This window comes from Peribacillus sp. YIM B13477 (assembly GCF_042787955.1).
Taxonomy (GTDB): Bacteria; Bacillota; Bacilli; order Bacillales; family DSM-1321; genus Peribacillus; species Peribacillus frigoritolerans.
This window is the reverse complement of sequence record NZ_JBHZPD010000002.1, coordinates 596,604-623,089: the sequence shown is the minus strand read 5'-3', so window position 1 is coordinate 623,089 and position 26,486 is coordinate 596,604. Positions and strand designations below refer to the sequence as shown.

General features: G+C 40.7%; 34 protein-coding genes. 24 read left to right on the top strand and 10 right to left on the bottom strand.

Features of this window, described 5'->3' with window-relative positions; all coding sequences use genetic code 11:
* The first annotated feature begins 28 nt into the window (after nucleotides 1-28).
* Nucleotides 29-301: a transcriptional regulator SplA domain-containing protein gene (locus tag ACFX4H_RS09760; protein ID WP_222620128.1), complete on the top strand. Its 273-nt coding sequence runs from the start codon at nucleotides 29-31 to the stop codon at nucleotides 299-301.
* Nucleotides 302-595: 294 nt separating this feature from the next.
* Here the strand turns inward: ACFX4H_RS09760 and ACFX4H_RS09755 are convergent, their stop codons facing one another.
* On the bottom strand, nucleotides 596-1,045 hold the full coding sequence (locus tag ACFX4H_RS09755) for a DinB family protein (protein ID WP_377435075.1): 450 nt from the start codon (nucleotides 1,043-1,045) through the stop codon (nucleotides 596-598).
* A gap of 290 nt (nucleotides 1,046-1,335) precedes the next feature.
* On the opposite strand from ACFX4H_RS09755, the gene ACFX4H_RS09750 reads away from it, so the two are divergent.
* From ACFX4H_RS09750 to ACFX4H_RS09710, 9 genes are all read left to right on the top strand, one after another.
* Nucleotides 1,336-1,638: an urease subunit gamma gene (locus tag ACFX4H_RS09750; protein WP_048687392.1), complete on the top strand. Its 303-nt coding sequence runs from the start codon at nucleotides 1,336-1,338 to the stop codon at nucleotides 1,636-1,638.
* A 13-nt stretch (nucleotides 1,639-1,651) separates the two neighbouring features.
* Nucleotides 1,652-1,966 carry an urease subunit beta gene (locus tag ACFX4H_RS09745; RefSeq protein WP_063577125.1) on the top strand — a complete coding sequence of 105 codons (315 nt, stop codon included), beginning with the start codon at nucleotides 1,652-1,654 and terminating at the stop codon, nucleotides 1,964-1,966.
* Between the two features lie 4 nt (nucleotides 1,967-1,970).
* Nucleotides 1,971-3,680 carry an urease subunit alpha gene (gene ureC / locus ACFX4H_RS09740; protein WP_137017056.1) on the top strand — a complete coding sequence of 570 codons (1,710 nt, stop codon included), beginning with the start codon at nucleotides 1,971-1,973 and terminating at the stop codon, nucleotides 3,678-3,680.
* A 9-nt stretch (nucleotides 3,681-3,689) separates the two neighbouring features.
* Nucleotides 3,690-4,136: an urease accessory protein UreE gene (gene ureE / locus ACFX4H_RS09735; RefSeq protein WP_098185191.1), complete on the top strand. Its 447-nt coding sequence runs from the start codon at nucleotides 3,690-3,692 to the stop codon at nucleotides 4,134-4,136.
* Nucleotides 4,129-4,815, top strand: a complete 687-nt coding sequence (locus ACFX4H_RS09730) for an urease accessory protein UreF (protein ID WP_176526321.1) — start codon at nucleotides 4,129-4,131, stop codon at nucleotides 4,813-4,815. The genes ureE and ACFX4H_RS09730 overlap by 8 nt, the downstream gene beginning before the upstream one ends.
* A gap of 48 nt (nucleotides 4,816-4,863) precedes the next feature.
* Nucleotides 4,864-5,481, top strand: coding sequence for an urease accessory protein UreG (gene ureG, locus ACFX4H_RS09725; RefSeq protein ID WP_377435072.1), 618 nt, complete (start codon nucleotides 4,864-4,866; stop codon nucleotides 5,479-5,481).
* The gene (locus ACFX4H_RS09720; RefSeq protein ID WP_241636812.1) at nucleotides 5,478-6,293 is read left to right on the top strand and encodes an urease accessory protein UreD; all 816 of its coding nucleotides are present in this window, start codon (nucleotides 5,478-5,480) and stop codon (nucleotides 6,291-6,293) included. The genes ureG and ACFX4H_RS09720 overlap by 4 nt, the downstream gene beginning before the upstream one ends.
* A 20-nt stretch (nucleotides 6,294-6,313) precedes the next feature.
* Nucleotides 6,314-6,958 carry a HoxN/HupN/NixA family nickel/cobalt transporter gene (locus ACFX4H_RS09715; protein ID WP_249597001.1) on the top strand — a complete coding sequence of 215 codons (645 nt, stop codon included), beginning with the start codon at nucleotides 6,314-6,316 and terminating at the stop codon, nucleotides 6,956-6,958.
* Between the two features lie 170 nt (nucleotides 6,959-7,128).
* Nucleotides 7,129-7,524, top strand: coding sequence for a hypothetical protein (locus ACFX4H_RS09710; RefSeq protein WP_241636810.1), 396 nt, complete (start codon nucleotides 7,129-7,131; stop codon nucleotides 7,522-7,524).
* Between the two features lie 195 nt (nucleotides 7,525-7,719).
* Here the strand turns inward: ACFX4H_RS09710 and ACFX4H_RS09705 are convergent, their stop codons facing one another.
* Nucleotides 7,720-8,598 (bottom strand): dimethylarginine dimethylaminohydrolase family protein, encoded by an 879-nt coding sequence (locus ACFX4H_RS09705; protein WP_249597002.1) that lies wholly within the window; start codon nucleotides 8,596-8,598, stop codon nucleotides 7,720-7,722.
* Nucleotides 8,599-8,702: 104 nt separating this feature from the next.
* Nucleotides 8,703-8,888 carry a hypothetical protein gene (locus ACFX4H_RS09700; protein WP_377435070.1) on the bottom strand — a complete coding sequence of 62 codons (186 nt, stop codon included), beginning with the start codon at nucleotides 8,886-8,888 and terminating at the stop codon, nucleotides 8,703-8,705.
* Between the two features lie 248 nt (nucleotides 8,889-9,136).
* Between ACFX4H_RS09700 and ACFX4H_RS09695 the strand changes: the two genes are divergently transcribed.
* Together ACFX4H_RS09695 and ACFX4H_RS09690 are read left to right on the top strand one after the other, a co-directional pair.
* Nucleotides 9,137-10,753, top strand: a complete 1,617-nt coding sequence (locus tag ACFX4H_RS09695; RefSeq protein ID WP_377435069.1) for a long-chain fatty acid--CoA ligase — start codon at nucleotides 9,137-9,139, stop codon at nucleotides 10,751-10,753.
* A gap of 93 nt (nucleotides 10,754-10,846) precedes the next feature.
* A complete protein-coding gene (locus ACFX4H_RS09690) occupies nucleotides 10,847-11,644 on the top strand; it encodes an enoyl-CoA hydratase (protein ID WP_034314728.1) in 798 nt (265 codons plus the stop codon).
* Between the two features lie 98 nt (nucleotides 11,645-11,742).
* On the opposite strand, the gene ACFX4H_RS09685 is transcribed toward ACFX4H_RS09690, so the two are convergent.
* Nucleotides 11,743-11,931: a YhzD family protein gene (locus ACFX4H_RS09685; RefSeq protein ID WP_048677954.1), complete on the bottom strand. Its 189-nt coding sequence runs from the start codon at nucleotides 11,929-11,931 to the stop codon at nucleotides 11,743-11,745.
* A 309-nt stretch (nucleotides 11,932-12,240) separates the two neighbouring features.
* On the opposite strand from ACFX4H_RS09685, the gene cysK reads away from it, so the two are divergent.
* The 8 genes from cysK (at nucleotide 12,241) to ACFX4H_RS09645 (ending at nucleotide 21,265) form a co-directional block, all read left to right on the top strand.
* Entirely contained in the window at nucleotides 12,241-13,164 is a 924-nt protein-coding gene (cysK, locus tag ACFX4H_RS09680) for a cysteine synthase A (protein ID WP_034314721.1), read from the top strand.
* Nucleotides 13,165-13,342: 178 nt separating this feature from the next.
* Nucleotides 13,343-14,545 (top strand): metallophosphoesterase family protein, encoded by a 1,203-nt coding sequence (locus tag ACFX4H_RS09675; RefSeq protein ID WP_377435297.1) that lies wholly within the window; start codon nucleotides 13,343-13,345, stop codon nucleotides 14,543-14,545.
* Between the two features lie 21 nt (nucleotides 14,546-14,566).
* The gene (locus ACFX4H_RS09670; RefSeq protein ID WP_377435067.1) at nucleotides 14,567-17,587 is read left to right on the top strand and encodes an ATP-binding protein; all 3,021 of its coding nucleotides are present in this window, start codon (nucleotides 14,567-14,569) and stop codon (nucleotides 17,585-17,587) included.
* A 35-nt stretch (nucleotides 17,588-17,622) separates the two neighbouring features.
* A complete protein-coding gene (locus ACFX4H_RS09665; protein ID WP_063591872.1) occupies nucleotides 17,623-18,036 on the top strand; it encodes a hypothetical protein in 414 nt (137 codons plus the stop codon).
* Nucleotides 18,037-18,348: 312 nt separating this feature from the next.
* A complete protein-coding gene (locus ACFX4H_RS09660) occupies nucleotides 18,349-19,173 on the top strand; it encodes an ABC transporter ATP-binding protein (RefSeq protein WP_034314715.1) in 825 nt (274 codons plus the stop codon).
* A complete protein-coding gene (locus tag ACFX4H_RS09655; RefSeq protein WP_377435065.1) occupies nucleotides 19,166-19,864 on the top strand; it encodes a (2Fe-2S)-binding protein in 699 nt (232 codons plus the stop codon). The genes ACFX4H_RS09660 and ACFX4H_RS09655 overlap by 8 nt, the downstream gene beginning before the upstream one ends.
* 180 nt (nucleotides 19,865-20,044) lie before the next feature.
* Nucleotides 20,045-20,983, top strand: coding sequence for a 3'-5' exoribonuclease YhaM (yhaM, locus tag ACFX4H_RS09650; RefSeq protein WP_241636804.1), 939 nt, complete (start codon nucleotides 20,045-20,047; stop codon nucleotides 20,981-20,983).
* Between the two features lie 99 nt (nucleotides 20,984-21,082).
* Entirely contained in the window at nucleotides 21,083-21,265 is a 183-nt protein-coding gene (locus ACFX4H_RS09645; RefSeq protein WP_312008979.1) for a sporulation YhaL family protein, read from the top strand.
* 54 nt (nucleotides 21,266-21,319) lie between these two features.
* Here the strand turns inward: ACFX4H_RS09645 and ACFX4H_RS09640 are convergent, their stop codons facing one another.
* The gene (locus tag ACFX4H_RS09640) at nucleotides 21,320-22,186 is read right to left on the bottom strand and encodes a peptidylprolyl isomerase (RefSeq protein WP_034314704.1); all 867 of its coding nucleotides are present in this window, start codon (nucleotides 22,184-22,186) and stop codon (nucleotides 21,320-21,322) included.
* A 200-nt stretch (nucleotides 22,187-22,386) separates the two neighbouring features.
* Between ACFX4H_RS09640 and ACFX4H_RS09635 the strand changes: the two genes are divergently transcribed.
* Entirely contained in the window at nucleotides 22,387-22,470 is an 84-nt protein-coding gene (locus ACFX4H_RS09635) for a YjcZ family sporulation protein (RefSeq protein WP_034314701.1), read from the top strand.
* A gap of 185 nt (nucleotides 22,471-22,655) precedes the next feature.
* Nucleotides 22,656-22,739, top strand: coding sequence for a YjcZ family sporulation protein (locus ACFX4H_RS09630; protein ID WP_034314699.1), 84 nt, complete (start codon nucleotides 22,656-22,658; stop codon nucleotides 22,737-22,739).
* Nucleotides 22,740-22,850: 111 nt separating this feature from the next.
* Here ACFX4H_RS09630 and ACFX4H_RS09625 read toward each other — a convergent pair whose 3' ends face one another.
* Nucleotides 22,851-23,033, bottom strand: a complete 183-nt coding sequence (locus ACFX4H_RS09625; protein ID WP_034314696.1) for a hypothetical protein — start codon at nucleotides 23,031-23,033, stop codon at nucleotides 22,851-22,853.
* Between the two features lie 108 nt (nucleotides 23,034-23,141).
* Nucleotides 23,142-23,528: a DUF3267 domain-containing protein gene (locus ACFX4H_RS09620; RefSeq protein ID WP_377307421.1), complete on the bottom strand. Its 387-nt coding sequence runs from the start codon at nucleotides 23,526-23,528 to the stop codon at nucleotides 23,142-23,144.
* 385 nt (nucleotides 23,529-23,913) lie between these two features.
* On the opposite strand from ACFX4H_RS09620, the gene ACFX4H_RS09615 reads away from it, so the two are divergent.
* Nucleotides 23,914-24,240 (top strand): DUF1878 family protein, encoded by a 327-nt coding sequence (locus tag ACFX4H_RS09615; RefSeq protein WP_053534080.1) that lies wholly within the window; start codon nucleotides 23,914-23,916, stop codon nucleotides 24,238-24,240.
* A 2-nt stretch (nucleotides 24,241-24,242) separates the two neighbouring features.
* Here the strand turns inward: ACFX4H_RS09615 and ACFX4H_RS09610 are convergent, their stop codons facing one another.
* Nucleotides 24,243-24,821: an HTH-type transcriptional regulator Hpr gene (locus tag ACFX4H_RS09610; protein ID WP_034314691.1), complete on the bottom strand. Its 579-nt coding sequence runs from the start codon at nucleotides 24,819-24,821 to the stop codon at nucleotides 24,243-24,245.
* 182 nt (nucleotides 24,822-25,003) lie between these two features.
* Nucleotides 25,004-25,369: a YtxH domain-containing protein gene (locus ACFX4H_RS09605; RefSeq protein ID WP_034314689.1), complete on the bottom strand. Its 366-nt coding sequence runs from the start codon at nucleotides 25,367-25,369 to the stop codon at nucleotides 25,004-25,006.
* Nucleotides 25,370-25,679: 310 nt separating this feature from the next.
* Between ACFX4H_RS09605 and yhzF the strand changes: the two genes are divergently transcribed.
* The gene (yhzF, locus tag ACFX4H_RS26830; RefSeq protein WP_034314687.1) at nucleotides 25,680-25,859 is read left to right on the top strand and encodes a membrane protein YhzF; all 180 of its coding nucleotides are present in this window, start codon (nucleotides 25,680-25,682) and stop codon (nucleotides 25,857-25,859) included.
* Between the two features lie 97 nt (nucleotides 25,860-25,956).
* Here the strand turns inward: yhzF and ACFX4H_RS09600 are convergent, their stop codons facing one another.
* Nucleotides 25,957-26,475: a tryptophan transporter gene (locus tag ACFX4H_RS09600; protein WP_034314684.1), complete on the bottom strand. Its 519-nt coding sequence runs from the start codon at nucleotides 26,473-26,475 to the stop codon at nucleotides 25,957-25,959.
* Nucleotides 26,476-26,486 lie beyond the last annotated feature (11 nt).

The window sequence follows — 26,486 nt, the reverse complement described above, 5'->3', positions numbered from 1 at the left end:
CTTTCCATAAACTAAAGGAAAATCAGTAATGGAAAGGAAGAATTCAATGGGTGTAATCAATGCAAAAGAAGTACAGGTCGGTGACGAGGTGTTTGTGATTTATAATAATCCCCATGTCCCTACAGTTTCGAATATCAGGGCAGCGGAAATTGTTCCGCACCCCAAAGATCCCAATGCAGTTGCCTTGTTCCTGAACGATACATTTCATACGATCGAGGATGATGATGCTTTGTTCACTTCGGAAGCCTCAGCTGAAAAAGCATACAGTGATTATATGGATAACCAGGACCAGATGACTTGAGAGGCGTTTACTCAGCTTTACGGGTGAACAGACGAAAGCCCACGCTATAAAAAGCGGGGGCCTTTTTTAATTTTATTCACAAGTGTTTGCTGCAAACTCACGAGTAAAAGCTTAAAACTCACGAGTAAACGCTCCGAATTACCGAGTAACGCTAGAATTTTATGAGTAAAAGCTAAAAACTCACGAGCATATGCTCCAAACGACGTGCAAACGCACCAAAACTGTAATTTTTCGTCCTAAATAAAAGAACTGCCACTCCCATTTCAATAAAAACAAAGCGACAGTTTGTTAATCTCAGTTTCTGGATTGTATGAATAGTTTCATTGCGTGAATTTGTCCTATATGATTGGTTTCGTGCAAGACTACAAAATTAATGAATTCTCCCACTGTTTCCATTCCGTTGAAAGGTTGTGCTGTTTTTTCGGTCAATCGTTCTTCCGGAATTTCAAGAAGTCGATCAAGTTGTTCATGCAACTGTTGCTTTAATACTTCAACGGTAGGTACATCTCCGGTCCAGTCGACAGGTTTTGAACCATATCCGAATAGCTGCCCGTAATTCTCTGGCAAATTGCTGCTGGAGTTCAATAAAAATTTTTCCGCTGCAGAAAGTACATGTCCAATGTGCCAATGGATTGTATTATTAAAACCTTCAGGCTGTACATCCATGAACTCTGGATTGATTCCCTCAATTTCTTTTAAAAGATTGCTGCGCATGGCTGTCAGTTGATTTTTAACATAATTCATTCTTACATTCCCCTTTCAATCTTGTATTACTTACCGCTACTCATGAAAATTATAGCAAGGATATTTCAATATTATCAATTTACAATTTATTTCATTTTAAGGGTTGTAATTGTCAGATAGTTTATTATAATTAAAGTAATGTTAGGTAAGCTTACATTAATATGTAAAGTTAAGGTACGGAATGTTGGGTCGGATAATGGTAATTGATTGAAACGGCGCATTGAAAGAGTTGCAGCCGAACTAAAGGGGTAGGTATTTTAACGGCATAGTTTGGCAAAAGGAGAGAGGGTATGCGTTTAACAGCAAGGGAACAGGAAAAGTTAATGGTTGTAGTGGCGGCAGATTTGGCAAGAAGGAGAAAAGATCGCGGCTTGAAATTGAACTATCCGGAATCCATTGCCTTAATTACCTATGAAATAGTCGAAGGGGCCAGGGATGGGAAATCAGTATCGGAACTGATGCAATTTGGCAGGACTATTCTTTCAAGTGAAGATGTTATGGATGGAATTCCTGAGATTATTCATGATATTCAAGTTGAGGCAACGTTTCCGGACGGTACAAAGCTTGTGACTGTTCATAATCCGATTCAGTAAGGAGGAGGAGGCCATGATACCAGGTGAATATATCTTGAAAAAAGAACCGGTCGTATGTAACGAGGGAAAGATCTCAACGGTCATAACGGTCATCAACAGGGGAGACCGTCCGATACAGATTGGCTCACACTTTCACTTTTATGAAGTGAATCTTGGACTGGAGTTCATTCGTGAGAATGCTTTTGGGAAAAGGCTTAACATTCCTGCTGGTACAGCTGTCCGTTTTGAGCCGGGCGATGCGAAGGAAATCGAACTGGTCCCATTCAGCGGCAAGAGGGAAGTTTATGGATTAAGTAATAAAACGAATGGTCCGCTTGATAAGGAGTGAAAATATGAGTCATGAAATGTCACGTAAGCAATATGCCGACATGTTTGGTCCGACAACAGGGGATTTAATTAGATTGGCAGATACCGAGCTTTTCATAGAAGTGGAAAAGGATTTTACAAAGTATGGGGATGAAGTGAAATTTGGCGGTGGTAAAGTGATCCGTGATGGTATGGGGCAACATCCAACCGCTTCAAGAGATGAGGTGATGGATCTAGTTTTCACCAACGCGATCATCATCGATTATACAGGCATTTATAAAGCGGACGTTGGCGTGAAGGATGGAAATATTGCAGCTATAGGAAAAGCGGGAAATCCCCTATTGATGGATGGGGTGACAATGGTGATAGGAGCAGCTACTGAAATAATTGCAGCTGAAGGAAAGATCGTTACAGCTGGTGGTATTGATGCCCACATCCATTTCATTGCCCCGCAGCAAATAGAGACTGCACTGTCAAGCGGAATCACGACAATGATCGGTGGGGGAACCGGACCTGCAACGGGAACGAACGCCACGACGTGTACTCCGGGAGCTTGGAATATACATAAAATGCTCGAAGCAGCAGATCATTTCCCCATGAATCTCGGTTTTTTGGGTAAAGGCAATTCCTCTGCCAAAGAACCGCTTGCTGAGCAAATAGAGGCTGGTGCCATCGGGCTGAAGTTACATGAAGATTGGGGTACGACGGCTGCAGCCATCGATACTAGTTTAATGGTGGCTGACGAATACGATGTTCAAGTGGCGATTCATTCCGACACGCTTAATGAAGGTGGTTTCGTCGAGGATACAATCAGAGCGATCGACGGCCGTGTCATTCATACATATCATACTGAAGGAGCGGGCGGGGGGCATGCCCCTGATATCATCAAGGCGGCTAGTTATCCGAATATTCTCCCGTCCTCGACGAACCCTACCCGTCCATACACCATCAATACGTTGGAAGAGCATTTGGATATGCTGATGGTATGCCATCATTTGGATCCATCCGTTCCGGAAGATATCGCTTTTGCTGATTCCCGAATAAGAAAAGAGACCATTGCAGCTGAAGACATTCTTCATGACCTGGGCGTCTTTAGCATGATCAGCTCCGATTCCCAAGCGATGGGGCGGGTAGGAGAAGTTATTCTGCGAACATGGCAGACGGCCGATAAGATGAAAAAGCAGCGTGGCAAAATGCTGGAGGATACAGGGGAAGGAGACAATTTTCGCGTTAAGCGTTATATTGCCAAATATACGATAAATCCTGCAATTACACATGGGATTTCTGATGTCGTCGGATCTGTGGAAGAAGGGAAATTCGCTGACTTGGTGCTATGGGATCCTGCCTTTTTCGGGGTTAAACCGGACATGATTCTAAAAGGAGGCATGATCGCGCACAGTATGATGGGCGATCCGAATGCTTCTATTCCAACTCCTCAGCCGGTGTTATACCGCCCGATGTTTGCAAGTTTTGGAAAGGCCGTTGAGAGTACGTCGATTACGTTCCTATCAAAAGCGTCATATGAAGCGGGAATTCATGATGACCTGGGTTTGAAAAAAATAGTGAAGACTGTCTCGAATATTCGCAATCTTACAAAAAAAGATATGAAGTTAAACGGGGAGACCCCCGTCATAGAAGTTGATCCGCAAACATATGAAGTGACGGTGGACGGTGATTTAATTACGTGTGAGCCAGCGGAAATCCTGCCGATGGCGCAACGATACTTTTTATTCTGAGGTGATGACATGATAGTTGAAGAAGTATTGGGAAATATAGAGTTTATTGAAAAAAAAGCAAAACATATGGAAAAGATTTATCTGGAAAGCGATGCATTAAGAAAACGGATACTAAGGGTTAAAACGGATCATGGAAATGAAATTGGGATACGCCTTAAAGAAAACAAGGATTTGATGGATGGCGACATCCTTTATATGGATGAGAATAATATGATCGTGATCCATACGATAGATGACGATATTTTGACGATCTTGCCTACAACTCTAGGGCAGATGGGCGATATTGCGCATCAATTGGGAAATCGCCACTTACCCGCCCAGTTTGATGGGGATGAAATGCTTGTTCAATATGATTACCTGGTGGAAGAGCTTTTAATGGAACTTGATATACCGTTTCGTCGTGAAAAGAGGAAGGTGAAGCAGGCATTCCGTCATATCGGACATTCACATGATTGAACGTTTGTTTCCGTTGATCCAGCTTTGTGATTCCAATTTTCCTTCTGGTTCGTTCTCCCATTCATTCGGGATGGAGACTTACATTCAAGAAGGGAAGGTACATGATGCAACTTCTTTAAAGGCGTTTTTGAAGGTATACATTTCTAAATCTTTAACCTATACAGATGGACTGGGGTGCCGGCTTGCATATGAATTCGTAAGTAGTCAAAGGGTTGAAAAAATATGGGATCTGGATGAGTTGCTTTATGCCGCATGTTCCGCCCGGGAATCCAGGGAAGCCTCGAAAAGAATTGGACAGCAGATGGCTAAACTATGCTCGAACTTATATCCATCCGAAGAGTTATTGGCATACTTGAAGAAAATCCAAGGAAAACAATGCTATGGACATCCGGCCATTGTATTTGCGCTTGTTTGTACCAAACTGAACCTTACCGTAGAAATGGCCATTCATGCCTGTTTGTATGCAGCTGTGTCCTCGCTTATCCAAAATGCAGTAAGAGGAATCCCTTTGGGTCAGACAGCTGGACAATCCTTGTTACTATGGTCACATGAGGTCATCCAGACAGCCGTTGCATTCATTAAAGGACTTCCGGAGGATGAACTCGGACGGACACTCCCGGGATTGGAAATCGCCCAAATGAGGCATGAGAATTTACATGTAAGACTATTTATGAGTTAACCAGAAAAGAGGTGAAAGGTTTGCCTTAAAGAGGTAAATCGATAATAGATGAAACAAGTAGTCAAAATAGGAGTAGGCGGCCCGGTTGGTGCCGGAAAAACAATGCTTGTCGAGAAGTTGACACGGGTAATGGAAAATGACTTCAGCATGGCAGTTGTAACGAATGATATATATACCAAAGAAGATGCGCTGTTTTTAATGAAAAATGGCGTACTTCCTGAAAATCGTATCATTGGTGTGGAAACTGGCGGCTGTCCACATACAGCGATACGTGAGGACGCCTCGATGAATTTTGCAGCCATTGATGAGTTGATGGAACTCCATCCGGAACTGGATTTGATTTTTGTGGAGAGCGGCGGTGATAATTTAGCGGCGAGCTTCAGCCCTGAACTCGTTGACTTTTCAATCTATATCATTGATGTCGCACAAGGGGAGAAAATCCCCCGGAAAGGTGGCCAGGGTATGATTAAATCGGATTTATTCATCATTAATAAAACGGACTTGGCCCCGTATGTAGGAGCAAGCCTGGAAGTGATGGAGAGGGATACATTAACGACCCGAGGGGATAAACCTTTCTTTTTTACTAACTTAAAAGAAGAAAAGGGTTTGACTGATGTCGTGAACTGGATAAAGTCAGAGGCGTTTCTAGTGGGTCTTGAGCAGTGAGTTGGACAGGCAGCATTCGCTTAAATGCGGAACTGAAAAATGCTCGAACGATAGTGAGTGATACTTATTATGACGGGGCATTCAAATTGTCCCGTCCTGTGTTTTTTGATGAACTTTCACCTACCTATTTTCTCATTCATGTTGGAGGAGGCTATGTAGGTGGTGACAAGTACCATCAGCTTTTTTGTTTGGAAGAAGGGGCAACAATAACATTGACGACGCAGTCTGCGACAAAGATATACAAGACGATGGATGAGCCGGCAGTGCAGAAAACCGAGTTAGTACTAAAAAAGGAAAGTTTCCTTACCTATGTGCAGGACCCCGTAATTGCCTATGAATCTGCTCGATATATTCAGGATACGACGATACATATGGAAAGCGGAGCGGGATTGTTGATGACTGATATATTTACACCAGGATGGTCAGAGAGTAGGGGGGCATTCACATATGATTGGATCCGCTCCAAAACGAACGTGTTTTTAGATGGTAAAAGGCTGTTAATGGACCACTTGTTTCTGAATCCTTCAGACGAGATAGACTCTGTACTATTATTGGAAGGATATAGTCATTTTGGCTCGCTATTATTGATATATCATGAGGTGGATGGGGCATTCATTACCGAACTCGATGAAATGCTTTCCCCGTTAGGAAGTAAAGTTAGAATAGGTTTTTCCCGGCTGCCAATACGTGGTCTGATGCTGCGGGTATTGGCAAATCAAACTCAACATATAGAAAAGGTATTTTCAGTTTGTGAGGATCTCTTCCGAAGGAGGATCCTTCGGGAGGATCCGATTTTTTATCGTAAATATTAGTAAAGGGAAGGCGGTGTATTATGGAAATGAGTTTATTGCTTGTTTTAGCGATTGGATTTGTATTAGGCATTAAGCATGCTCTGGAACCCGATCATATCATTGCCGTTTCTACGATTGCGAGCCAAAGCAAGAAAATATGGAAATCTTCACTTGCAGGCGTATTTTGGGGAATCGGTCATACACTTACTCTTTTGGTGTTCGGTGTCATCCTAATCCTTTTGAAAAACGAAATTCCGGAAGCTTGGGCAATGTCATTGGAATTTCTTGTGGGAATCATGCTGGTATATTTAGGTATCACGACGATTTTTTCTTGGAAGCAAACGAAGCGGCATGACCATACAGGCCGGGCTACATATCTGAAATCGATGTTAGTGGGAATTGTCCACGGACTTGCAGGCAGTGCTGCAATGGTCCTTCTTACTTTAAGTACGATAGATGCAGCGTGGCAGGGGGCAATCTACATTATCATATTTGGTGTAGGTACTTGTATGGGCATGCTTCTGTTCACTACGATTTTAAGCATCACCTTTGTCACAAGCTCTTCCTCCAAAAAAGTCAATCACTCACTCATCCGATTGACAGGTGTGATAAGCACGCTTTTCGGAATCTATTATATGTACAATCTCGGCATCAACGAGGAACTATTTTCTGTATGGTTTGGTTGAATGCAAGACATATGCCCAAGGGATAAAGGTTAAAAAACCTTCAAGTTATAAACTTGAGGGTTTTTTACTGTTACTAAATAGACAAACAATCCTATTACTCTTTTGCGAGGACTAGTATAATGATAGTTATTGGATAATTAATCCATTTGGGTATGAGGAGATGACATGTAATGAAAAGGAAAGCGCCCCTGGTAGGACTTTGCTTAATATCAATAACGTTGGCTTCAGGTTGCACAACAAAGCAAGAACATATTTCCGTTCAAAAATATGAAGGTAAACACTACAAATTCGAAGCATATAAAGAAAAGATAGAATTGGGGAAAACAGAAAAAACCAAAGAAATAATAAAGAATGCCGATTGGGAAGAATTCGCGCTGGAGAAGGATCATCCTAAGGCGGACTTCATCTTTTATTTTAATGATGAGAAAAACGAAGGTGGAATTTCCGTATATTATGCTTGGGTAAATACTGATGAAAATATTGTAGAATTGACAAAGGATGAACATAGCCAGTATGTACAGTTAAATAGAAAGGATTCTGAAATTATATTAAGACTGCTTAATTGATGTATAGAGGAGATCCTTACTTTCAAAAACTTCCAGACAAGCATTTTTTGAACTCTCATGTGCCCGACTATCATCAGAGTTATATAATGCAGCCAGCCTAAGGGGTGGTCGCAAATTCCATTGAAAATTAATGTTTGACAACAATAAGGTGAAAGAAACCGGACTTCCATACAAGTCCGGTTTCTTTCATTCTGCTCAGGCTGAATCAGTCTTCTTTTTTGTTGTCCTCAATAGTGGCATGGTGCAACAACGGAAAGAGCCACCGGACTTGATGATTTCGCTTATATCAACTTCAATGACTTCATATCCGCGTTCACGAAGCTGACTATTTACCTGTTTATTACAGGGTAGACTGAATAATTTTTTATTCCCAATCGAAAGAACGTTGGTACCTAAAGTGAATTGTTCTTCTTTCGTCACTTCAATCATGTCATAACGTGAAGCTAATAAATCCATCTCTTTTTTTGTAAAGGACTCTGGAAAAATAAGCGCCTCTGTCGGTGATATGATATTGAAAACACAGTCTAAATGAAGGAATGTTTCAATGAAAGGAACCGCAATGACCTCGTATTCCGGTAATAAGGATTGAAGATGCTTGACGGATGTTTCATCCGTTCTTTCACTGATTCCAATATAGATGGTTTTTCCGTCAATAAGGACATCCCCGCCCTCAATATGATTTTTTAGGAGGTTGAAATATGAAATACCATTCGTTTCGAGCCAGGATTTCAATATTTGTTCTTCACCCTGCCTGATACCTGTTGCCAACTCAGCTACGTAAACGGTTTCGCCAAGAGTGAAACCGATATCTCTCGTAAAGACTTGTTCCGGATATGTAAATTGAGGCGGAAGTTTTATGACTTCAATCCCTTCATGTTCTAGAGCCTTTGTAAATTGTGCGTGCTGCTCCAAGGCGAGTGCTTGATCGATATTTTCTTCTTGGAACTCTTTTTGTGTTTCGTTAATGATCTCCCTGATCTCCATATAATGAGGTTCACAAACAATTACCCGTGATAGCTTTGAATATTCACTCGCACAATAAGCTTCTAGTTCTTCGTTTATTTTATTTACCATAAATGAGCTCCCTCTAAATATAATTGTATCTTTACTATTTCCTCTTTTTTCTAGAAAGAAACATAAAAAATTGTCATGGAACTGCACCACTTGAATTAGATGGTTTAAAAAAACTTTTCAGATTCCGCTCTTAATAAATGTTTCTGCTTGATTTCAGAAATCCGCTCCCTTTCCGCTGACTGTCTGCCAAGCCTCCTTGACGCAAGCGCCTTTGGGGTCTCGGCCAGCCAGTAATTCGGCAGGAGTGTCGCAAATTTCTTCCATCCATTAAGGATTAAAGAAAAAAACATGAAGAATAACCTAATCTGAAATTTTTCGGGATGAGTCCGGCCTACGTTTTTTCTTGAATTACCTTTCAGTTGATTTCAGAAATCCGCTCCCTTTCTGAATCCGCTTTTTGCCGTCAAACTGATTTGAAAATATCATCAAAATATAGCCAGATTCAAAATAATCATAAAAGGTACCTAGGGAAAAAGGATTATTTTTTTTCTGGTCGAATATATAATGAGCATGCTTTTAATATAAGGGGGAGATTGTAATGATGGATACTCCATTGATCATGACTCAAATCATTGAGAGAGCTGAAAAATATTTTCCGAAGAAAGAGGTAGTTTCGCGTACGGATGGTGGCATTCACACATTTACATATGCTGAGATTGCTGAGCGTACAAGAAGGCTGACCAGTAATCTTGAAAAATTCGGTATTCAAACAGGTGACCGTATTGGAACGCTTGCCTGGAACCATCATCGGCATTTAGAAGCTTATTTTGCGATTCCTTGTCATGGTGCTGTCTTACATACAATCAATATGCGTTTGTCCCCTCAACATGTTTCTTATATCGTCAATAGTGCGGAGGATCGATTATTATTGATAGATCCGGATGTCATCCCCCTTTTGGAAGCAATTAAAGATGAGTTAACGACAGTGGAAGGGTATATCATTATGTCGGATAAAGATGAGCTGCCTGAAACGACCCTTTCACCTATTTATCATTATGAAAAATTATTAGCCGAAGGAAATCCGAAACAGCCATTCATCCAAACCTTGGATGAAAATGCACCTGCCGGCATATGTTATACGTCCGCCACGACCGGGAACCCCAAAGGTGTGGTTTATTCGCATCGCGGAATTTTACTGCATGCGATTGCACTGGGGCTTGCCGATTCTACAGCAATAAGTGAGCGTGATGTGGCCCTTCCTGTCGTGCCGATGTTTCACGTGAATGCCTGGGGCTTGCCTTTTGCCAGTGTTTGGTTTGGAACGAAGATGGTTTTGCCAGGACCCTATTTCACCCCAAAGATTTTGGCGGAGCTTATAGAGACGGAGAAGGTTACTATCGCAGCAGGGGTTCCGACGATATGGCTGGGCTTATTGAAGGAGCTGGAAGAAGGCAGCCATGATACGAGCAGTATTCGTGCCGTTTTATGCGGAGGGTCGGCTGCTCCGAAAAGCATGATTAAAACCTTTGAACAAAAGTATGGGATACCATTCCTGCATGCATATGGAATGACTGAAACAAGCCCGCTCGTATTTATATCGAAACCCAAAAGTTATCAGGAAGACCTCCCTGAAGAAGAACTTTATGAGTTGAAGGCCAAGCAGGGCCTTGTCTCGCCTATGATAGAAATTAAAGTGATCGGTAAGGATGGCGAAGTGAAGCCTGATGGAAAAGAAATGGGAGAATTGCTGATTAGGGGTCCTTGGATTGCCAATGAGTATTTTAAGGATGAGCGGTCAGGGGATACGTTTAAAGATGGCTGGCTTTATACAGGAGATGTAGTCACGATTGATGGAGAAGGATTCGTGAAAATCGTTGACCGGACTAAAGATTTGATTAAAAGCGGCGGTGAATGGATATCTTCCGTTGATATAGAGAATGCCTTAATGGCCCATGAAGGAATCTTTGAGGCGGCGGTAATTGCAGTGCCTCACGAAAAGTGGCAGGAACGGCCGATCGCCTGTGTTGTCTTGAAGGAGGCATACAAGGGACAAGTGTCCCAGGAAGACATCATCGAATTTTTAAAACCGCAGTTTGCAAAATGGTGGCTGCCGGATGAAGTGGTCTTTTTGGATGAAATCCCAAAAACCGGCGTTGGGAAGTTTTTGAAAAGGGCATTGCGTGATCAGCTTCAGGATAAATATATCAATAAATAATGGAATATTTGCTTAATTATAACTTTTCACCCTATTCTCATAATGGTTGATGAATATATAATAGATTCATAGAACGAAAGAGGAGGAAATAAATTGAGTATTGAATCGACATCACCTGCAGGCACGGTTTTAGTCACATATTCGGACAGGACGGCCACTGTTGCAATGAACCGTCCAGAGGCAATGAATTCTCTAAATCCGAAAATGCTGCATGATTTCATTAATGCCCTGAAGGAAGTGAGCGAGAATGATGAAGTGGACGTCGTCATTTTAAAAGGGAATGGGAAAGCGTTTTCCGCTGGTGGTGACATTAAGATGATGCTCTCGCCTGGAAAAGAAAACGCTTTCGATGAGCTGATGGATGGAATCAGTGAATTGGTGACCACCCTATACTTCATGCCTAAATTGACCATCAGTGCCATTCATGGTGCAGCTGCAGGGCTAGGGTTGAGTATAGCTCTTGCAACGGATCATCTTATTGCCGATTCGGAAAGTAAGGTTGCGATGAATTTCATCGGGATTGGATTGATCCCTGATGGCGGCGGACACTTCTTCCTTGAACGCCGTCTTGGTGAAGTGGGTGCGAAAGAATTGATCTGGGAAGGTAAAGTGCTTACAGCGCTTGAAGCAAAAGAAAAGGGCCTCATTCATGAAGTGGCAGACGGAACCTTGGAACATGCGGTAGAGAAAAAAGTGCAATCTTGGCTGCAAAGTCCGGTGCAGGCCATGATTAAAACGAAAAAGATCCTTAGTGAAAAAAATCGCCCGCTATTAATTAAGATGCTTGAGATTGAAAAAGCTGCTCAGATGAAAATGCGCCAAACAGCGGATCACCAAGAGGGAATAAAAGCGTTCGTGGAAAAAAGGAAACCGAACTTCATTGGAAAATGAATAAGAAAGGCCGTCACTTTCCAGTGACGGCCTTTTTTTATATAAGGAAAGTATGGAAAACTTGATCATATTTTTAGTGATTGCGCTTCCATTTTCAATCAGCGATGAAAAAGCAATAAAGCGCCTGAAGGCGATGTACAGCGATGTGTTTGATCTTGATAGTTTTTTTCCTTCAATAGATTTTGCCCCAATTCTTTTGCTTGTTCATCATTCTCGGCTGTAAATGATTCATCCAATAGTTTTTCCCCTGACGGTTCAAAAACGGTTAATTTGTATATTCTGCTCATTTTCAAAAACTCCCTTATCAAAATTGTTATCAACTGTTATAAAAATTTTATCATTATCTGTCAATTTTGACTATTGTTATGTGAGTGAATCTATTAAGACAAGGAATATTGATACATAGCTGAATATCTTGGAAAAGTAACTATATGGAACTAACTTCTCGTTTTTTTCCTTCAAGCTTGGAAAGAATGAAAACAAAACCTATTTATACTAGAGGAATTCTCTCTTTTAAATGAAAAATCATAAATGATATAATAAACTTGAGTGAAAGTGCATGTTGGAAGTGTATGGATCGAAGGGGGTTTTTTTGAATGACGGTAAAAATCGTTAATAATATCACTGAATTGATAGGAGATACACCTGTTGTTAGGATTAATCATTTAACAGCGGAGGATGACGCTGAGGTATTCGTGAAACTTGAGTATTTCAATCCGAGCCGCAGTGTAAAAGATCGGGCTGCCTTCAATTTAATTAGGCAGGCAGAATTGGATGGTATCATTCAAGCCGGGGCTACGATCATAGAACCAACATCAGGGAATACAGGTATTGGGCTTGCCATGAATGCCGCGGCTAAGGGGTATCGGGCGATTATGGTCATGCCGGATAATATGTCGAAAGAAAGAATCAATATATTAAAGGCATACGGAGCGGAAGTTGTCCTCACCCCTGCATCAGAGCGGATGCCGGGAGCCATTCGTAAAGCCGAGGAGCTCGCAGCAGAGATTCCTAATAGCTTTATTCCGCAGCAATTCGAAAACCAAGCCAATCCTGATATTCACAGAGTGACGACAGCAGTCGAGATTCTGGATCAGATGGATGGAGACCTGGATGTTTTTGTCGCTACTGCTGGAACGGGAGGAACGATAACCGGTACAGGTGAAGCCTTGAAAGAACATCTGCCGGATTTAAGGGTTGTCGTTGTCGAGCCTAAGGGTTCCCCAGTCCTTTCCGGAGGAAAGCCTGGTCCCCACAAGTTAGTGGGTACGAGCCCTGGTTTTATCCCTAGCATCTTAAATACAGAGGTATTTGATGAAATCGTTCAAGCGGCTGATGAAGATGCGATTTCCACCATGAAGGATATGGCTTCGAAGGAAGGGATATTGATTGGGCCTTCAGGAGGTGCCTCTGTCTGGACTGCCCTGCAGGAAGCCCGTCGTCTTGGAAGTGGAAAACGAGTATTATGCATTGCACCGGATAATGGTGAACGCTATTTAAGTATGGATATCTTTAATTGATGAAAAAGACCGGATGCCGTGAATGAAACAATGTTCGCCATTCGGTCTTTTTCCTGTTGAATTTGCCCATACTGCATGATGACGTATTAAAATAATAATGTATGGGAAAGTATGTTCTGCTTATGTTAAAATTGAATATGAAATATTGAAAGAAATCGAGGTGACACTTTTGAGCGGTGTGAAGTTCATTCATGCGGCAGATCTCCATCTGGATAGTCCCTTTTCAGGGTTGAAGGATATGCCATCATCTATATTAAAGGAATTAAGGGAAAGTCCGTTTAAAGCTTTTCAAACTATCATTAATGAGGCAATTACCCGTCAGGTTGACTTTATCGTGTTATCGGGGGATCTATTTGATGGGGAAAATCGGAGTCTCAGGACACAGGTCCGCTTTCGGACCGAAATGGAAAAACTCCAGCAGCATCAGATCCCTGCCTATATCATTCATGGTAACCATGATCATCTTAGCGGCTCATGGATTACTGTGGAGCTGCCTGAAAATGTCCATGTATTTTCAGGGCAAACCGAAGTGAAACGGTTTGAAAAAATCGATGGGACGACTGTCCATCTTTATGGATTCAGTTATCCGCGCCGTCAAGTAAGGGAGAGAATGATCGAAACCTACATAAAAGCTGAAGGGGCCGATTATCATATTGGTTTGCTTCATGGGAATTTGGAAGGCAATTCCGAACATAGCCCGTACGCCCCTTTTTCATTGAAGGAACTTGCTGCCAAAGATTTCGATTACTGGGCATTAGGCCATATTCATAAACATCAGGTTGTTTCGGAAGATCCGCTTGTGATATACCCAGGAAATATTCAAGGCAGGAACAGAAAGGAGTCAGGCGTCAAAGGGTGCATGCTTATAGAATTCGATGGGGACATGAAGCACCATTCTTTTATTGAAACCTCTGAGGTAATATGGGAAAGCGAAACAATTGAACGATCCGCAGAAGGTGGATTTGATGCCCTGTTCAAGCAATGCAAGGAAGTAATTGAACGGAAGGGTTTCGATGGGAGAAGCTTTCTTTTGGAGTTGAAGCTGGATGCAGGTGATGCAGCAGGAGCTACCGGGGAGTATCTTGAAGAATTGACCCGGATTTTGCAGGAAGGGGACCAAGGGGAATCATTTGTCTGGGTGTATAAAATCAAACTCATCCAGTCCATTCCTATGAATAGGTCAAATGAAAGTATATCGCCATTTCTGGCTGAGGTATCCAGGCTTGCTTCTGAATTTGATGATACGGAGGCTGCTCTTGCCCCGCTATACATTCATCAGGGAGCAAGAAGGTTTCTCGATTCAATAGAGCCGGAAGAGCAGATCGAACTGTTGGGTGAAGCGGAAAGATGGCTTTTGCACATTTTTGAAGCGAATAAATGAGTGTAGGGAGGAGGAACGGATTTGATTATTAAAGACCTCCATGTTTATGGTTACGGCAAACTGGAAAATCAGCGTTTTCCTGAATTGGGACAGCTGCAGATTTTCTTTGGGGAAAATGAATCGGGCAAGTCAACCATCATGTCCTTCATTCATAGTATGCTATTTGGTTTTCCGACAAAGGTTCAAAACGAACCGCGTTACGAGCCCAAAATGCATGCCAAATATGGGGGAAGGCTCAGCCTTATAACAAAAAAAGACGGGGAAATCGTTATTGAACGTGTGAAGGGAAAAGCTACTGGTGATGTGAAATTGACCTTCGAGGATGGAAGGGTCGGCGGCGAGGAAGAATTGAATGAGATTCTTCATGGCGTTGATAAAAACTATTACCAAGCCATTTTTTCTTTCGACCTTCAAGGCCTGCAGGGATTACATACACTAAGTGAAGGTACGATGAGTAAATATCTGCTTTCAGCCGGGCTGATCGGGAATGATAAACTTCTTGAAGCCGAAACGAAATTGCAAAAAGAGCTCGATTCAAGGTTCAAGCCATCAGGCCAAAAACCTTTACTGAATGTGAAAATGAAAGAACTTAAGGAATTGCAGAAAAAGGTGAAAGCATCTGAAGAAGAACAGCGGTCATATACGGCATTACTTCAGGAAGAAGCAAAACTTAAGGAGGATCTCTCTAAAGTCACGGAAGGCATTCAAGAGATTGAAGAAAATCTTGTTAACGTAAGTGCTTTTTTGCGAATTAAACCCTTGGTTGAAGAACAGGGGGAACTAGAGGCTGAAATAAGTAAAATTCCGGATGTGAATTTTCCTGTTGATGGCTTAAAAAGACTTGAACAGCTACAGGCAGTTGGAATCCCCATGAAAGCCCAACTTGCGGCATTGACTGAGAAAATGGACAAACTTGAGGGGAAACTCACGGAAATCGAAATCAATCCTTTCATCAAGGAGCATAAAGAGCAAATTGAACATGCAATCGATCAAGGAACATTGTTGGAGAAGCTCGAGCTGGATATTAAAAAAGCGGAACACGAAAGGCTGTTGGAAGAAAAGAATATCGAAAAGGTGAAGCAGGAATTATTCTTGGATGTTTCTGATGAGGAAATAAGAAAACTGGATATCAGTACATTCATGAAGGAAAAGGTGAAAAGGGCCGAAAGGGAAAAGCATCAGCTCCAAAATGATAAAAAACAGCTCGATGAGAAATATGAACTGCAAAAGGGAAGTCTGGAAACGACAGAAGCCCGCTTGAAGGAGATAAAGGCCCAGTTACTGCCAGATGAAAAAAGAATCGAGCTGGAGTCCTTATACAACAAGCAGAATAACATCGAATTTGAAGCAGCACAATCCCTTATTCTTGATGAACAAATACTTGAACTTGAAAAGCAATTGGGATTACAGAGGAAGAAGGAAGCGGATAATCGCAAACGTTCACATATCATGAATGGCAGTTTAATAGTGCTACTATGTTTAGGTGCAATCGGAAGTTATTTCAGTGAACAGATTTTGTTGGGTGTGATACTTCTAGCCGTAGCTGTTCTGTTTGCGGTTTCCAGGTATCTCTTTAAAGGTGATGATATATCGTCCGGGTATATCAGGCAATTGGATGAGATGAAAAGGAAAAGGGCTGCAATTGGGAGAGAAACCAATAAAGGAAGTGAAGGAGAGTCGATGGGGAGGCTGCTTGAACTGGACCATCGTCTCCAAAGGCGCTTTGAAAGTGAAAGTTTCAAATATGAAGAAAGGGAGGAAGCGTTTGAATCGACGATTCAGGAGTATGCCGATTGGGAAGCTAGCAGGGACAGGTTGGATAAAGAATTGAGGAACATCTTAAGCGGTTGGGGTCTGTCTTATCCTGGAATGGAAATCAATCTTGAATCTGTATTTGAACTTCTTGAGAAATGGAAGGAAGCCGTTGATAGGAAATATGAAACAATCAAGAGGCATGATTTTCTCCAGGCAGAATTTGAGGGTAAATCAAAGGCTTTATTTCATTTTGCAAATAGCCTTGATTTTGAAACATCCACATGGAGGGAAGCGATTGGCCAATTGAAACGGGAGTTGAATATAGCGGTTGAATTCTCCGTTCAGTTAACGCAATGGATGCAGGAAAGAAGTCGTTTGACGAACGAAATCGAGCAGCTGACGATGGAAAATGGCTATCTTGATGCAGAAATGGAAATGCTTTTTAAGTTAGCGAAGGTCAAGGACGAGGAAGAATTCAGGCATGTCGCTGCATTGTCCGAAAAGAAAATCACCTTACAAAAGCAGCTTGATTTGATTACCATTCAAATTGGACAATCCAGAATGCTGCCTGATCAAATCCAATCTTATTTAAAACAGGGGATCAATACTTATACATTAGAAAATTTAGAACAGAAACGGAAGGATTCTGTAAAGGTGAAATCCCTTTTGTTAGAGAAGCGGGCGGATGCGAAGCATAAGATAAAACAGCTTGAAGTTTCAGGGATTTATGATGATTTACTTCATCGTTTTCATGAAGAAAAAGCTGCTTTTAACGAAGAGGCGAAGGAATGGGCGAAATTGGCAATAGCCAAAAGCTTATTGAATAAAACATTGGACCGATATAAAAGGGAGCGCCTGCCGAAGGTGATCGCTGATGCCGAGCGGCATTTTTCCTTCTTAACGAATGGAAACTATCGGAAAATCATCCTTGATCAGTCGGGAGAAGGGATTTTGGTACAGCGCAGTGATGGTTTGAGTTTCAGGGTTGAAGAGGTCAGCCGCGGGACAGCTGAGCAAATTTATGTTTCCTTAAGGCTCGCACTTGCTGATCATACTTTTGAAAATGATTCATTCCCTCTCATCATTGATGATAGTTTCGTCAATTTTGATGCGGAAAGGACAAAACGGATGCTTGAGTTATTGAAAAAAGTTTCGGAAAAGCGGCAAATCTTATTTTTTACATGCCACCGATATATAATGGAGCACTTTAGTGAAAATCAAGTGATTCGTCTATCCAGCCCCGTATTGCGCCAAAATATGAATGATTTGATCATCCCCGAAATATAATGGGTATTAAACTATAGATAAAGAGAGTGAAGTCATTGAATAGGAATGAGTTTGTAAGCCGCCATGATTCTTCTTTGGAGTTAATCATCGAAAAGGAGTTTCCAGGTAAACGATGTGTTGGGGGAAAATATTCTGCCGTAGGTCATAGCATCACTTTATATGAGAGAGATATTGAAATTCAGTGTGAACGCTCCCTAGGCTCGCTTTCAAGGCTTGAGGAATATACATGGGTGATTCTTACACATGAGATGGGGCACGCATTAGACCCCGATCTTGCTGTGCTTAGTGAGGAGCTGCACCGTACAGGAAAATCAGAAATCCTTTATCAAATAGAGGTCAATGCATGGAATATTGCAAAAGGAATAATTCCTTTTATCGATCACGATTTATTTACCTTCATTAGGGATGAATCCCTGGAACATTGTACAAATCGCCTGCTTGTCGGTTAAAAGGCTCTCCATATGGAGGGCTCTTTTTATTTTCCGTTAAATGGAGTTTGAAAATTCCGATAGTAATTCGCAGAGGGGGAGAATGGACTATCGTTCGGAAGCTACAGGCAGTGATGAATGAAAGTATAATGTGCTGGTTTTTTTAGATTAATGTTTCCAAAGGAAGCTTCATATCTTTAAAGGAGCATTCACTTTAATGAATCATTTAAGAGGAATGGGACATGGAGTTATGGTTTATATTCCTTTTTAAGATTGACAGTGAGAATCATTTTCATTAAAATGGTATTATTAGACTAAAAGGGGAGTATTTTAATGCGACCAGCTATTAACACTCAGTCTTTATCGCTCGGTTATGGTGATAAATTAATAATAAATGATATGAATATAGAAATACCCAAAGGGGAGATCACCGTATTCATCGGTGCTAATGGATGTGGAAAATCAACACTTCTTAGGTCTGTAGCCCGATTGTTAAAACCTCAATCCGGCTCGGTCTTGCTCGAAGGCAAAGCGATCTCAACCATGCCATCGAAGGATGTAGCGAGAAAGATGGCGATTCTTCCGCAATCCCCGGTTGCTCCTGAAGGGCTTACCGTCTATCAACTTGTTAAACAAGGAAGATACCCTTATCAAAGTTGGTTGAAACAGTGGAGTTCCGTGGATGAAGAAAAAGTTCAAAAGGCGATTGAAGCAACGAATCTGACCGATTTAAAGGATCAGGCAGTCGATGAATTATCGGGAGGGCAGAAGCAACGGGCATGGATAGCCATGACGCTTGCTCAGGATACGGATGTCATTTTGTTGGATGAACCGACTACATATCTTGATATGACCCATCAAATCGAGATTTTGGACTTATTGTTCGACTTGAATGAGTTTGAGAACCGAACGATCGTGATGGTGCTTCATGATTTGAATTTAGCTTGCCGTTATGCGGATAATCTGGTGGCACTTAAAAATGGGGCGATACATGCTCAAGGACGGCCAGAGGATATCATCACGCCTGAATTGGTAAAGCATGTATTCAGCATGGAATGTCAAATATCCTTTGATCCAATTTTTGGCAGTCCCATGTGCGTCCCGTTTGGTAAAGGGCGCTACGCACAAACTCAGATAAAAGCGCTGGCCAATGCATAACCTTACACCATCCATTGAAAAAGAACTTCAGGGATACCGGATATCCTTTCGAGATGAAGCCAAAGTTTCCAAGACCTTCAATCATGCTGATGAGCTTATTCAGTATGCACAAGCCCGGACTGGGGCGGAAACGTCAAGGATAGCCATTTCAATGTGGTTCAGACGCTATGCTTTTTTTGTCACGGCACAATTGTACATGTTAAGTAAACATCGGCTTATTTGGGAAGGCACACTTCAGGACTTTGGTGTTTTGGATGATCCGGAAGATGAGCATTGGCTCCCGAATTTTTTGCTGAAAACCAACAGTTGGAGCCATGTCACGGAAAAGGAAAGCCCTTCTGCCCTCCATTCCATATTGAACAGCTTTGGTGCTGATGCCATTCGCTTCTTTTCCGGAACTGCTAAAATATCGAAACTAGTACTTTGGGAAAATATTTGGAGCTATACGGTATGGATGTATAGTGAGTTATTGAAGCAAACTGATATAAAGACGCGAGTTGAAAAGGACATTGAAATGCTTCTTGAAGATGAAGTATGGCTGAATATTGAAACGCGTTCCCCCTTTAAACGATTCATTGGGGAAAAAAGTGTTCCGGAGTCCATGAACCATTATAAACGGGTGACATGCTGTTTATATTACCGAATTGATGGCCAGGAGAAGTGCGCGTATTGTCCGAACAAAAACTGTTGAAATAGATTTGATTGGAGAGAGCCAGGCTTGGGGTCAAGCCTGGTTTTCTTGTGGAGTGATAAGAGACGGCAAAGCTTTGGCTTTTCCTGTCCAATGTCTATCACTTATTAACGAAAACTAAACGCACTAACGAGATTGGTATGTTATAATGTTGATATTTAATTGAACGGAGGCAGTCGCATGGGAAATGGGATCATACACTACGGAATTGGTGAAGTAGTAGATATATATATGTACATTAAAACGAGTACAAAAGCGGTGGCAAGTAATGGAAAGCCGTTTTTAACATTGATTTTGTGCGATAAAACCGGGGAGATAGAGGCAAAGCTATGGGATGTTTCCGAGGCTGATGAGAAAACATACTGTGCGGAAGCAACAGTGAAAGTCCAAGGGGAAGTCCAGAATTATCGAGGACGCAGCCAATTGAAAATCCGTAATATTAGAATTACTTCAGATACTGACGGGGTCACGAAAGCCGATTTAATTCAAACGGCGCCTTTAAGTCAGGAAGAAATGATGGAAACCATCACTCAATACATTTTTGAAATGAGGAATCCGAATATCCAAAGGGTGACTAGGCATCTCATTAAAAAATATCAGAATGAATTCCTGACGTTCCCGGCTGCCACCAAGAACCATCATGAGTATATGTCGGGACTGGCCTATCATGTTGTATCGATGCTAGGGCTGGCTAAGGCCATTTCAACCCTATATCCTTCCCTCAATAAGGATCTTTTGTATGCAGGGGTCATTCTGCATGACCTTGGAAAGGTGCATGAGTTATCTGGACCTGTTTCGACTGTTTATACAGTGGAAGGGAACTTGTTGGGACATATCACCATCATGGTGAATGAAGTCGGTAAAGCTGCAGAGGAATTGGGCATTGACGCGGAAGAAATCATGATTCTCAAGCACTTGATTTTAAGCCACCATGGTAAAGCTGAGTGGGGCAGTCCCAAGCCGCCGATGGTTAGGGAAGCGGAAGTGCTGCATTATATTGATAATATGGATGCCAAGATAAATATGATGGACCGCGCCTTGGAAAAAGTGAAGCCGGGTGAATTTACGGAAAGAGTCTTCGCGCTCGATAATCGTTCATTCTATAAACCGACATTTTAATGAAATATGCTTCTTTCTCGATGGAGAAAGAAGCATATTTTTTTTGTTCGAGCATATTCTCTAGTAAATGAATAGTAGATTTTTTGGGAGGGAATGGACATGCCAATTTGGATCTGGTTCGTGTTTATTGGAATAATTGTCAGTGCAATCATGTCAATTTGGACAGCTAGGCAGGATCGCCTCATAGATGATGCTTGGATTGAAAAGGAAGGTCAGAAATACATTGAACGCATGGAAGAAGAGCGTGAGAGGCGTAAAAAGGATATAAATCAGGGAGCATAGCCCGAATGATGAAAAAAAGCGACAGGTAAAGTCCTGTCGCTTTTTACTATTTAATTATTTTTCAGCTTTGGCTGCGTCACCAGAAGTGATGGCATCTTTTAAATCTTTATCTTTAATCTTCACGTCCGCCTTTTTGACTTCTGAATTCAGAATGTCCTGAACTTTAGTTTGGTCAATTTGAGCGACTTTCAAATCATATTCAAGATCTTTTTTCATATCTTTGTATGATTCTTTTTCTTTTGTATCAAGAAGTTGGATGATGTGGTAGCCATAATCGGATTTAATCGGCTTGCTGATTTCATCTTTCTTCATTTTGTAAGCTTGCTCTTCAAATGCAGGAACCATTTCACCTTGTCCGAACCAGCCTAGCTCCCCGCCTTTTTCAGCTGTGCCTGTGTCCGTTGAATATTCTTTGGCAAGTTTGGCAAAGTCTTCACCTTTGTCCAATTTAGCTTTAACTTCATTGGCCGTTTTTTCGTCTTCCACGAGAATATGTCTCGCTTTGATTTGTGGTTTATAGTCTTCATAAGCTTTTTTCACATCAGCTTCTTTAACTTTTATATCGGCAACGGCTGCTTTTTCTTGAAGCATGCCGATTTTAAGTGCACGTTTAAGATCAGCTTCGCTCTTATATCCGGAAGAGGCCAGGGCCGTTTCGAAATTTTCACCCATTTGCGCTTTAAGTTCGTCCGTTTTAGCTTTAACTTCTTTATCCGTTACTGTATATTTTTCAGAAAGAACTTTTTCATAAACAAGTTCTTGAAGAACGGTTTCACCATAACGGTCTTTCATTACATTATAAAATTCTTCTTTGGTTATATCCCCCGCTTTAGTTTCCACGACTGCTTCCTTGTCGCTGTTGCATGCTGTAAGTCCGATCAGCCCTGCAGTAACAGCAATTGATAATGCCCACTTCTTCATAAAAACAACTCCTAGTTATAAGTTTCTGGTTTGCTATTTTTTCGTATTTCCACAAAATTAACTATAACATATTCTGGTTACTTTACAAAAAATAATATATTGGTGCATGAATAAGATTTTTTTGAAAAATGGGTGTACGCCTACCCGGATATTAATCCATTACATATGATAAATCGAGGACAACAAAAGGGGGTAGCATAATGGGTAATGGATTTAACGGAGGCTTCGCTTTGTTAGTGGTGTTATTCATTTTATTAATAATTGTAGGAGCAGCCTATTGCTAATCGGCTGCAAAATTACTAATGGAAAGAGCCCACTCCTTTTGCCATGGAGTTGAATAGGATAGGGTAGCCGCTCAACAAAAAAGATTTAAGTGATTTTCAAGCTATGAAAGGAATGGATTCCTTTTGGCGGATATAAGAGTGTGCATTAAATTATTCTTACTTAAGAATGGAAAGGAGGAAGATCAATGTCTGGAGGAATAGGTGGAGGCTTTGCTCTAATTGTCGTTCTTTTCATCCTGTTAGTCATCATTGGGGCTTCTTGGTTATAAAACCATAAACAAAAGGCGAAGCTATTGCTTCGCCCTTTTTCTTTATGTGGATAATGCTCCGGGTATCACCAATGTATGTAACAAATGATGGACATCATTTGTTGCTCATCTCTACGTATACAAAATTTCAATATAGGAGGATAATAACATAATAGTAATTAATACATTAATGGTCCTGAATACTTTAGGCTGCCGGTCTTCAGCAATTTCCTTTTGAATGCATAAAGAGTTTGTCATTCTATTAATATTATAAAGGATCAAAATAGCAAAAATAATAAACCAGAACGAGATCAAAACCTAAAATCCCTCCTTGCAAAACATCATGTATAAATACGATACCAAATTATAATGAAAAAAGATACCTAAAAATCTTAGCAGTCATCATTATGAATGAATAAGGAATCACTTTTGAATAAGTATATCGTATCCTTCGAGGTGTTCCTCGATAAAAGAATGCCTTGGGGAACCAACAAGGTTTTTTATATAAATAAAATCCGATACGCATAAGCCGGTGTGCAGGGATAACAAAATAGTGAAATAATGGATGTAATGCGGAAAACTGAGGGCACAACCAATCAATGTGGCAGACATAATGACGAAAGGCAACACAAGGGTCAAGAGATAAAGATGCTTTCGAATCGGAACATGCACATTGACTCTGCATGTCAACACCAGGTTCCACTTCAAGGACCATGAAGTTTTCACTTTTTTACATAATAATCGTAAAGGTAAATAGTGTAATAGTTTGTGAACAGGATATAATAAGAGCAATAGGCTAAAAAATACCATTGTTTGATCGCCATACAAAATAACATGGGTTGAAAAGACACTTAATAATGTATAGATCAGAACAAAAGACATCAATATAGTAAAAACTGAAAAAAAGAGCAGACGGCAATTCCCATATTGTTTTGCCACGTCAATTGTTTTCCACGAATTCATTTCGAAATCAGCCCTCCAAAGCTGTTGAATATACTTACATACATTACGATGAATGGGTGGAAAAAGCAATGGAATTCTTGGATTATGTTTAAGATGAAATCACTTTGGTGAGTAAGCTTGCAATGGGCAGGTTTTGAAATGGGGATCAGGCGGATTACCGAATGGGAAAAATCAAAAATTGGTTATAAGTCTTTTATGTTAAATTGAATGATTGAATGGGGATTAGTGATGTATGAAAAATATAAATGAAGAAATGGAAATACTCCGTTTTCATCAACGGCTTTTATTAAACCTTATACGCAATCCGGAGGCCAAGTTGGACTATCTATTTGTGGAAAAAAATTTCACGAAGAAGGAAGCGGAAGAATTATTGGAAACATGTGATATCTTGAGCAAACGCTATGAAATAGAAAAAGCGGAAGGGTATATGAACTTTCGACCGCTTTTTAATCAATTTGAAAGAAAGGTTAATCCAAAAATAACTACAAAGGAATGCATTGATGCATGCATCTCACAAGGTTTATATGTATCATTCATGAAGGAAATGGATAGAGTATGAGATTAAACTGGCTCAGTTTCTTTCTCTATCTTTTTTTTTGTGATTTTACCCTCCACGTCCGTAAACTCCTGATCGATGTTATCGAAGGATCGTTCAAAGATTTGCATGAAGTCTTCACCGTATATATTTCGGATGATCGCCATCATTTCAATCATATCCGGAAACTTGCCATAAAGCTCACGCAATGGAAGTGCACCCGAGAAAGCGGAGTTCTTACTTGGGTCGTATGTCTCCATTAAATCAAGGAGAATTTTTTCACCTTCCGCTGTGATCTCTATATACGTATTCCTTTTGTCATTTTCCTTTTTTGAAAATGTTAAGTATCCGCGTTCCTCTAATTTTTTTGAAAAGTTAAATGCGGTAGAAACATGCATGACCCCAAATTTTGCAACATCTGAAATGGAAGATCCATTAAGATGGTAAGCAATCCAAAGAATATGGTGCTCATTGATGTTTAAATCATAGGGCTTGATCCATTGCTGCCAATCTTTTTCAATCGATTTCCATAATGCTTTGCTTAATTGTGCAATTCGTTGACTAAAAATCATTGCTTCTTTCATAGAATAATTTTTATTCTGCATATTATGGGCTCACCTACTTATAAGATTCTATATATTTATTATGACAATAAAATAAAAATTAATAAAGAAAAATATTTGCGAAATTTTTAGAAAATTTTAGTTTTTTTATGAATTCTCCATTCTTCTCCAATAAATCATGTAATTTATTGGGAAAAATGGAGAATCAAGTTTGTGTGACGATGTCAGCTATTTTTAGAAGTAGGGGCGGCCGCTTCCAATTCTTTCAATGAATTTTCAATTTCCTGAACGTTCTTCAATAATTCATTCTTATTGGGTTCGATTTCCCGCTTCCAGTTCTCGATGACGACCTGTACATCCGAAATGAATGTTTTTACCGTTTCTTTGCTGATTTGTGAAGCTTCCATCGTGTCATCTTTAATATTCTGCATTTTTACCTTTAATTCATCAATTGTAGTCTTAATTTCGTCGGTATTCGTCTTGATGCGGGCCCGTAGGTCTTTACCTGAACTTGGTGTCGAAAGTAAGGTTGCCGCACCAGCTACTACTGTTCCGGTCAAAAAGCCAATTAGTAATGATTTTGCTTTCATTAGGATCACCTCATTTTATAATATGTTTTCGCTTTCCATGGTCTGAATCCCTGCTGCATCAATTGGAAATTATGATAAATAGGGAGAGAAATACTATTGATATCAAAATACCATAATTTTCATCCTTATGGAAGAGAATCGACCATTTTATCTTTATATCACAAAAATATTTTTTTAAACTTAGAGAGTAAATATATAATATTTAAAAATAACTTGAAGCTTTAATAATAATGCTTCATATAAAGGGAAGAGCAGCATATAGATAATAAAAACAAGCTGTCGGAACTTGGATGGCACTGGTGGGTTAATAATGAAAATCATTTTTTTATTAGGCCTGGTATGCCTGTGCGGAATGGGGTATTTTCTAAGGCAAGCTAAATCTCCTGGCATCTATCCGCCTAGGAGGGTGCTCCAGGCTAGAGCCTTCGCTATGGGTCTCCCCGGGGTTTTACTGCTTTTCATTTGGTTTATGTGGATATTGATTCATTGACCATTGGAGGATGATTCTGACTAGAATTCCAGATTCATATGATTGGAAAAAAGCACCGGACAGTCCGGTGCTTTTTTAGGTATGATGATCCTGCTGCTTAAGCATTAATGGGTATATTTGATTTTCTTACTATGCCGTTCACAATTGGATAAATGATGACCATCGCAACTGTATTTAACAATACGGCAGGAAGCACAACAGCTCCGAAAAGTGCAACGAAAGGCCCTGGAAGGGAAACGATATAATAAGCCGAACCAAGGAAGACAGCGCCGGAAATCAATGTTCCAACGGCAGTCAAGATACTGACGGTGACAACGGATGTTGAAAACTTCTTTAGACTGATGAATAAAAGGTAAAACAGAAAGGCTGTTGCCAATTTGTCTATGATATTTGGGATCTGTCCTGCTGGAAATGTAGTTGTCATGGCAGAGATGGCTCCTGCTGCCAGGGCGACAATGAATACATTCTTCTTAGCGGGAAACAGGGTAATCGCCAAAAACATCATCAACAGCATCATATCCGGTTTCATTCCAAGGAAGAATCCAGGTACGATAAAATGCAGGGCAGCCCCAATCCCGATTAATAGGGACAGTGACACAAGGGTTTTCGTTTTCATTTACTCATCTC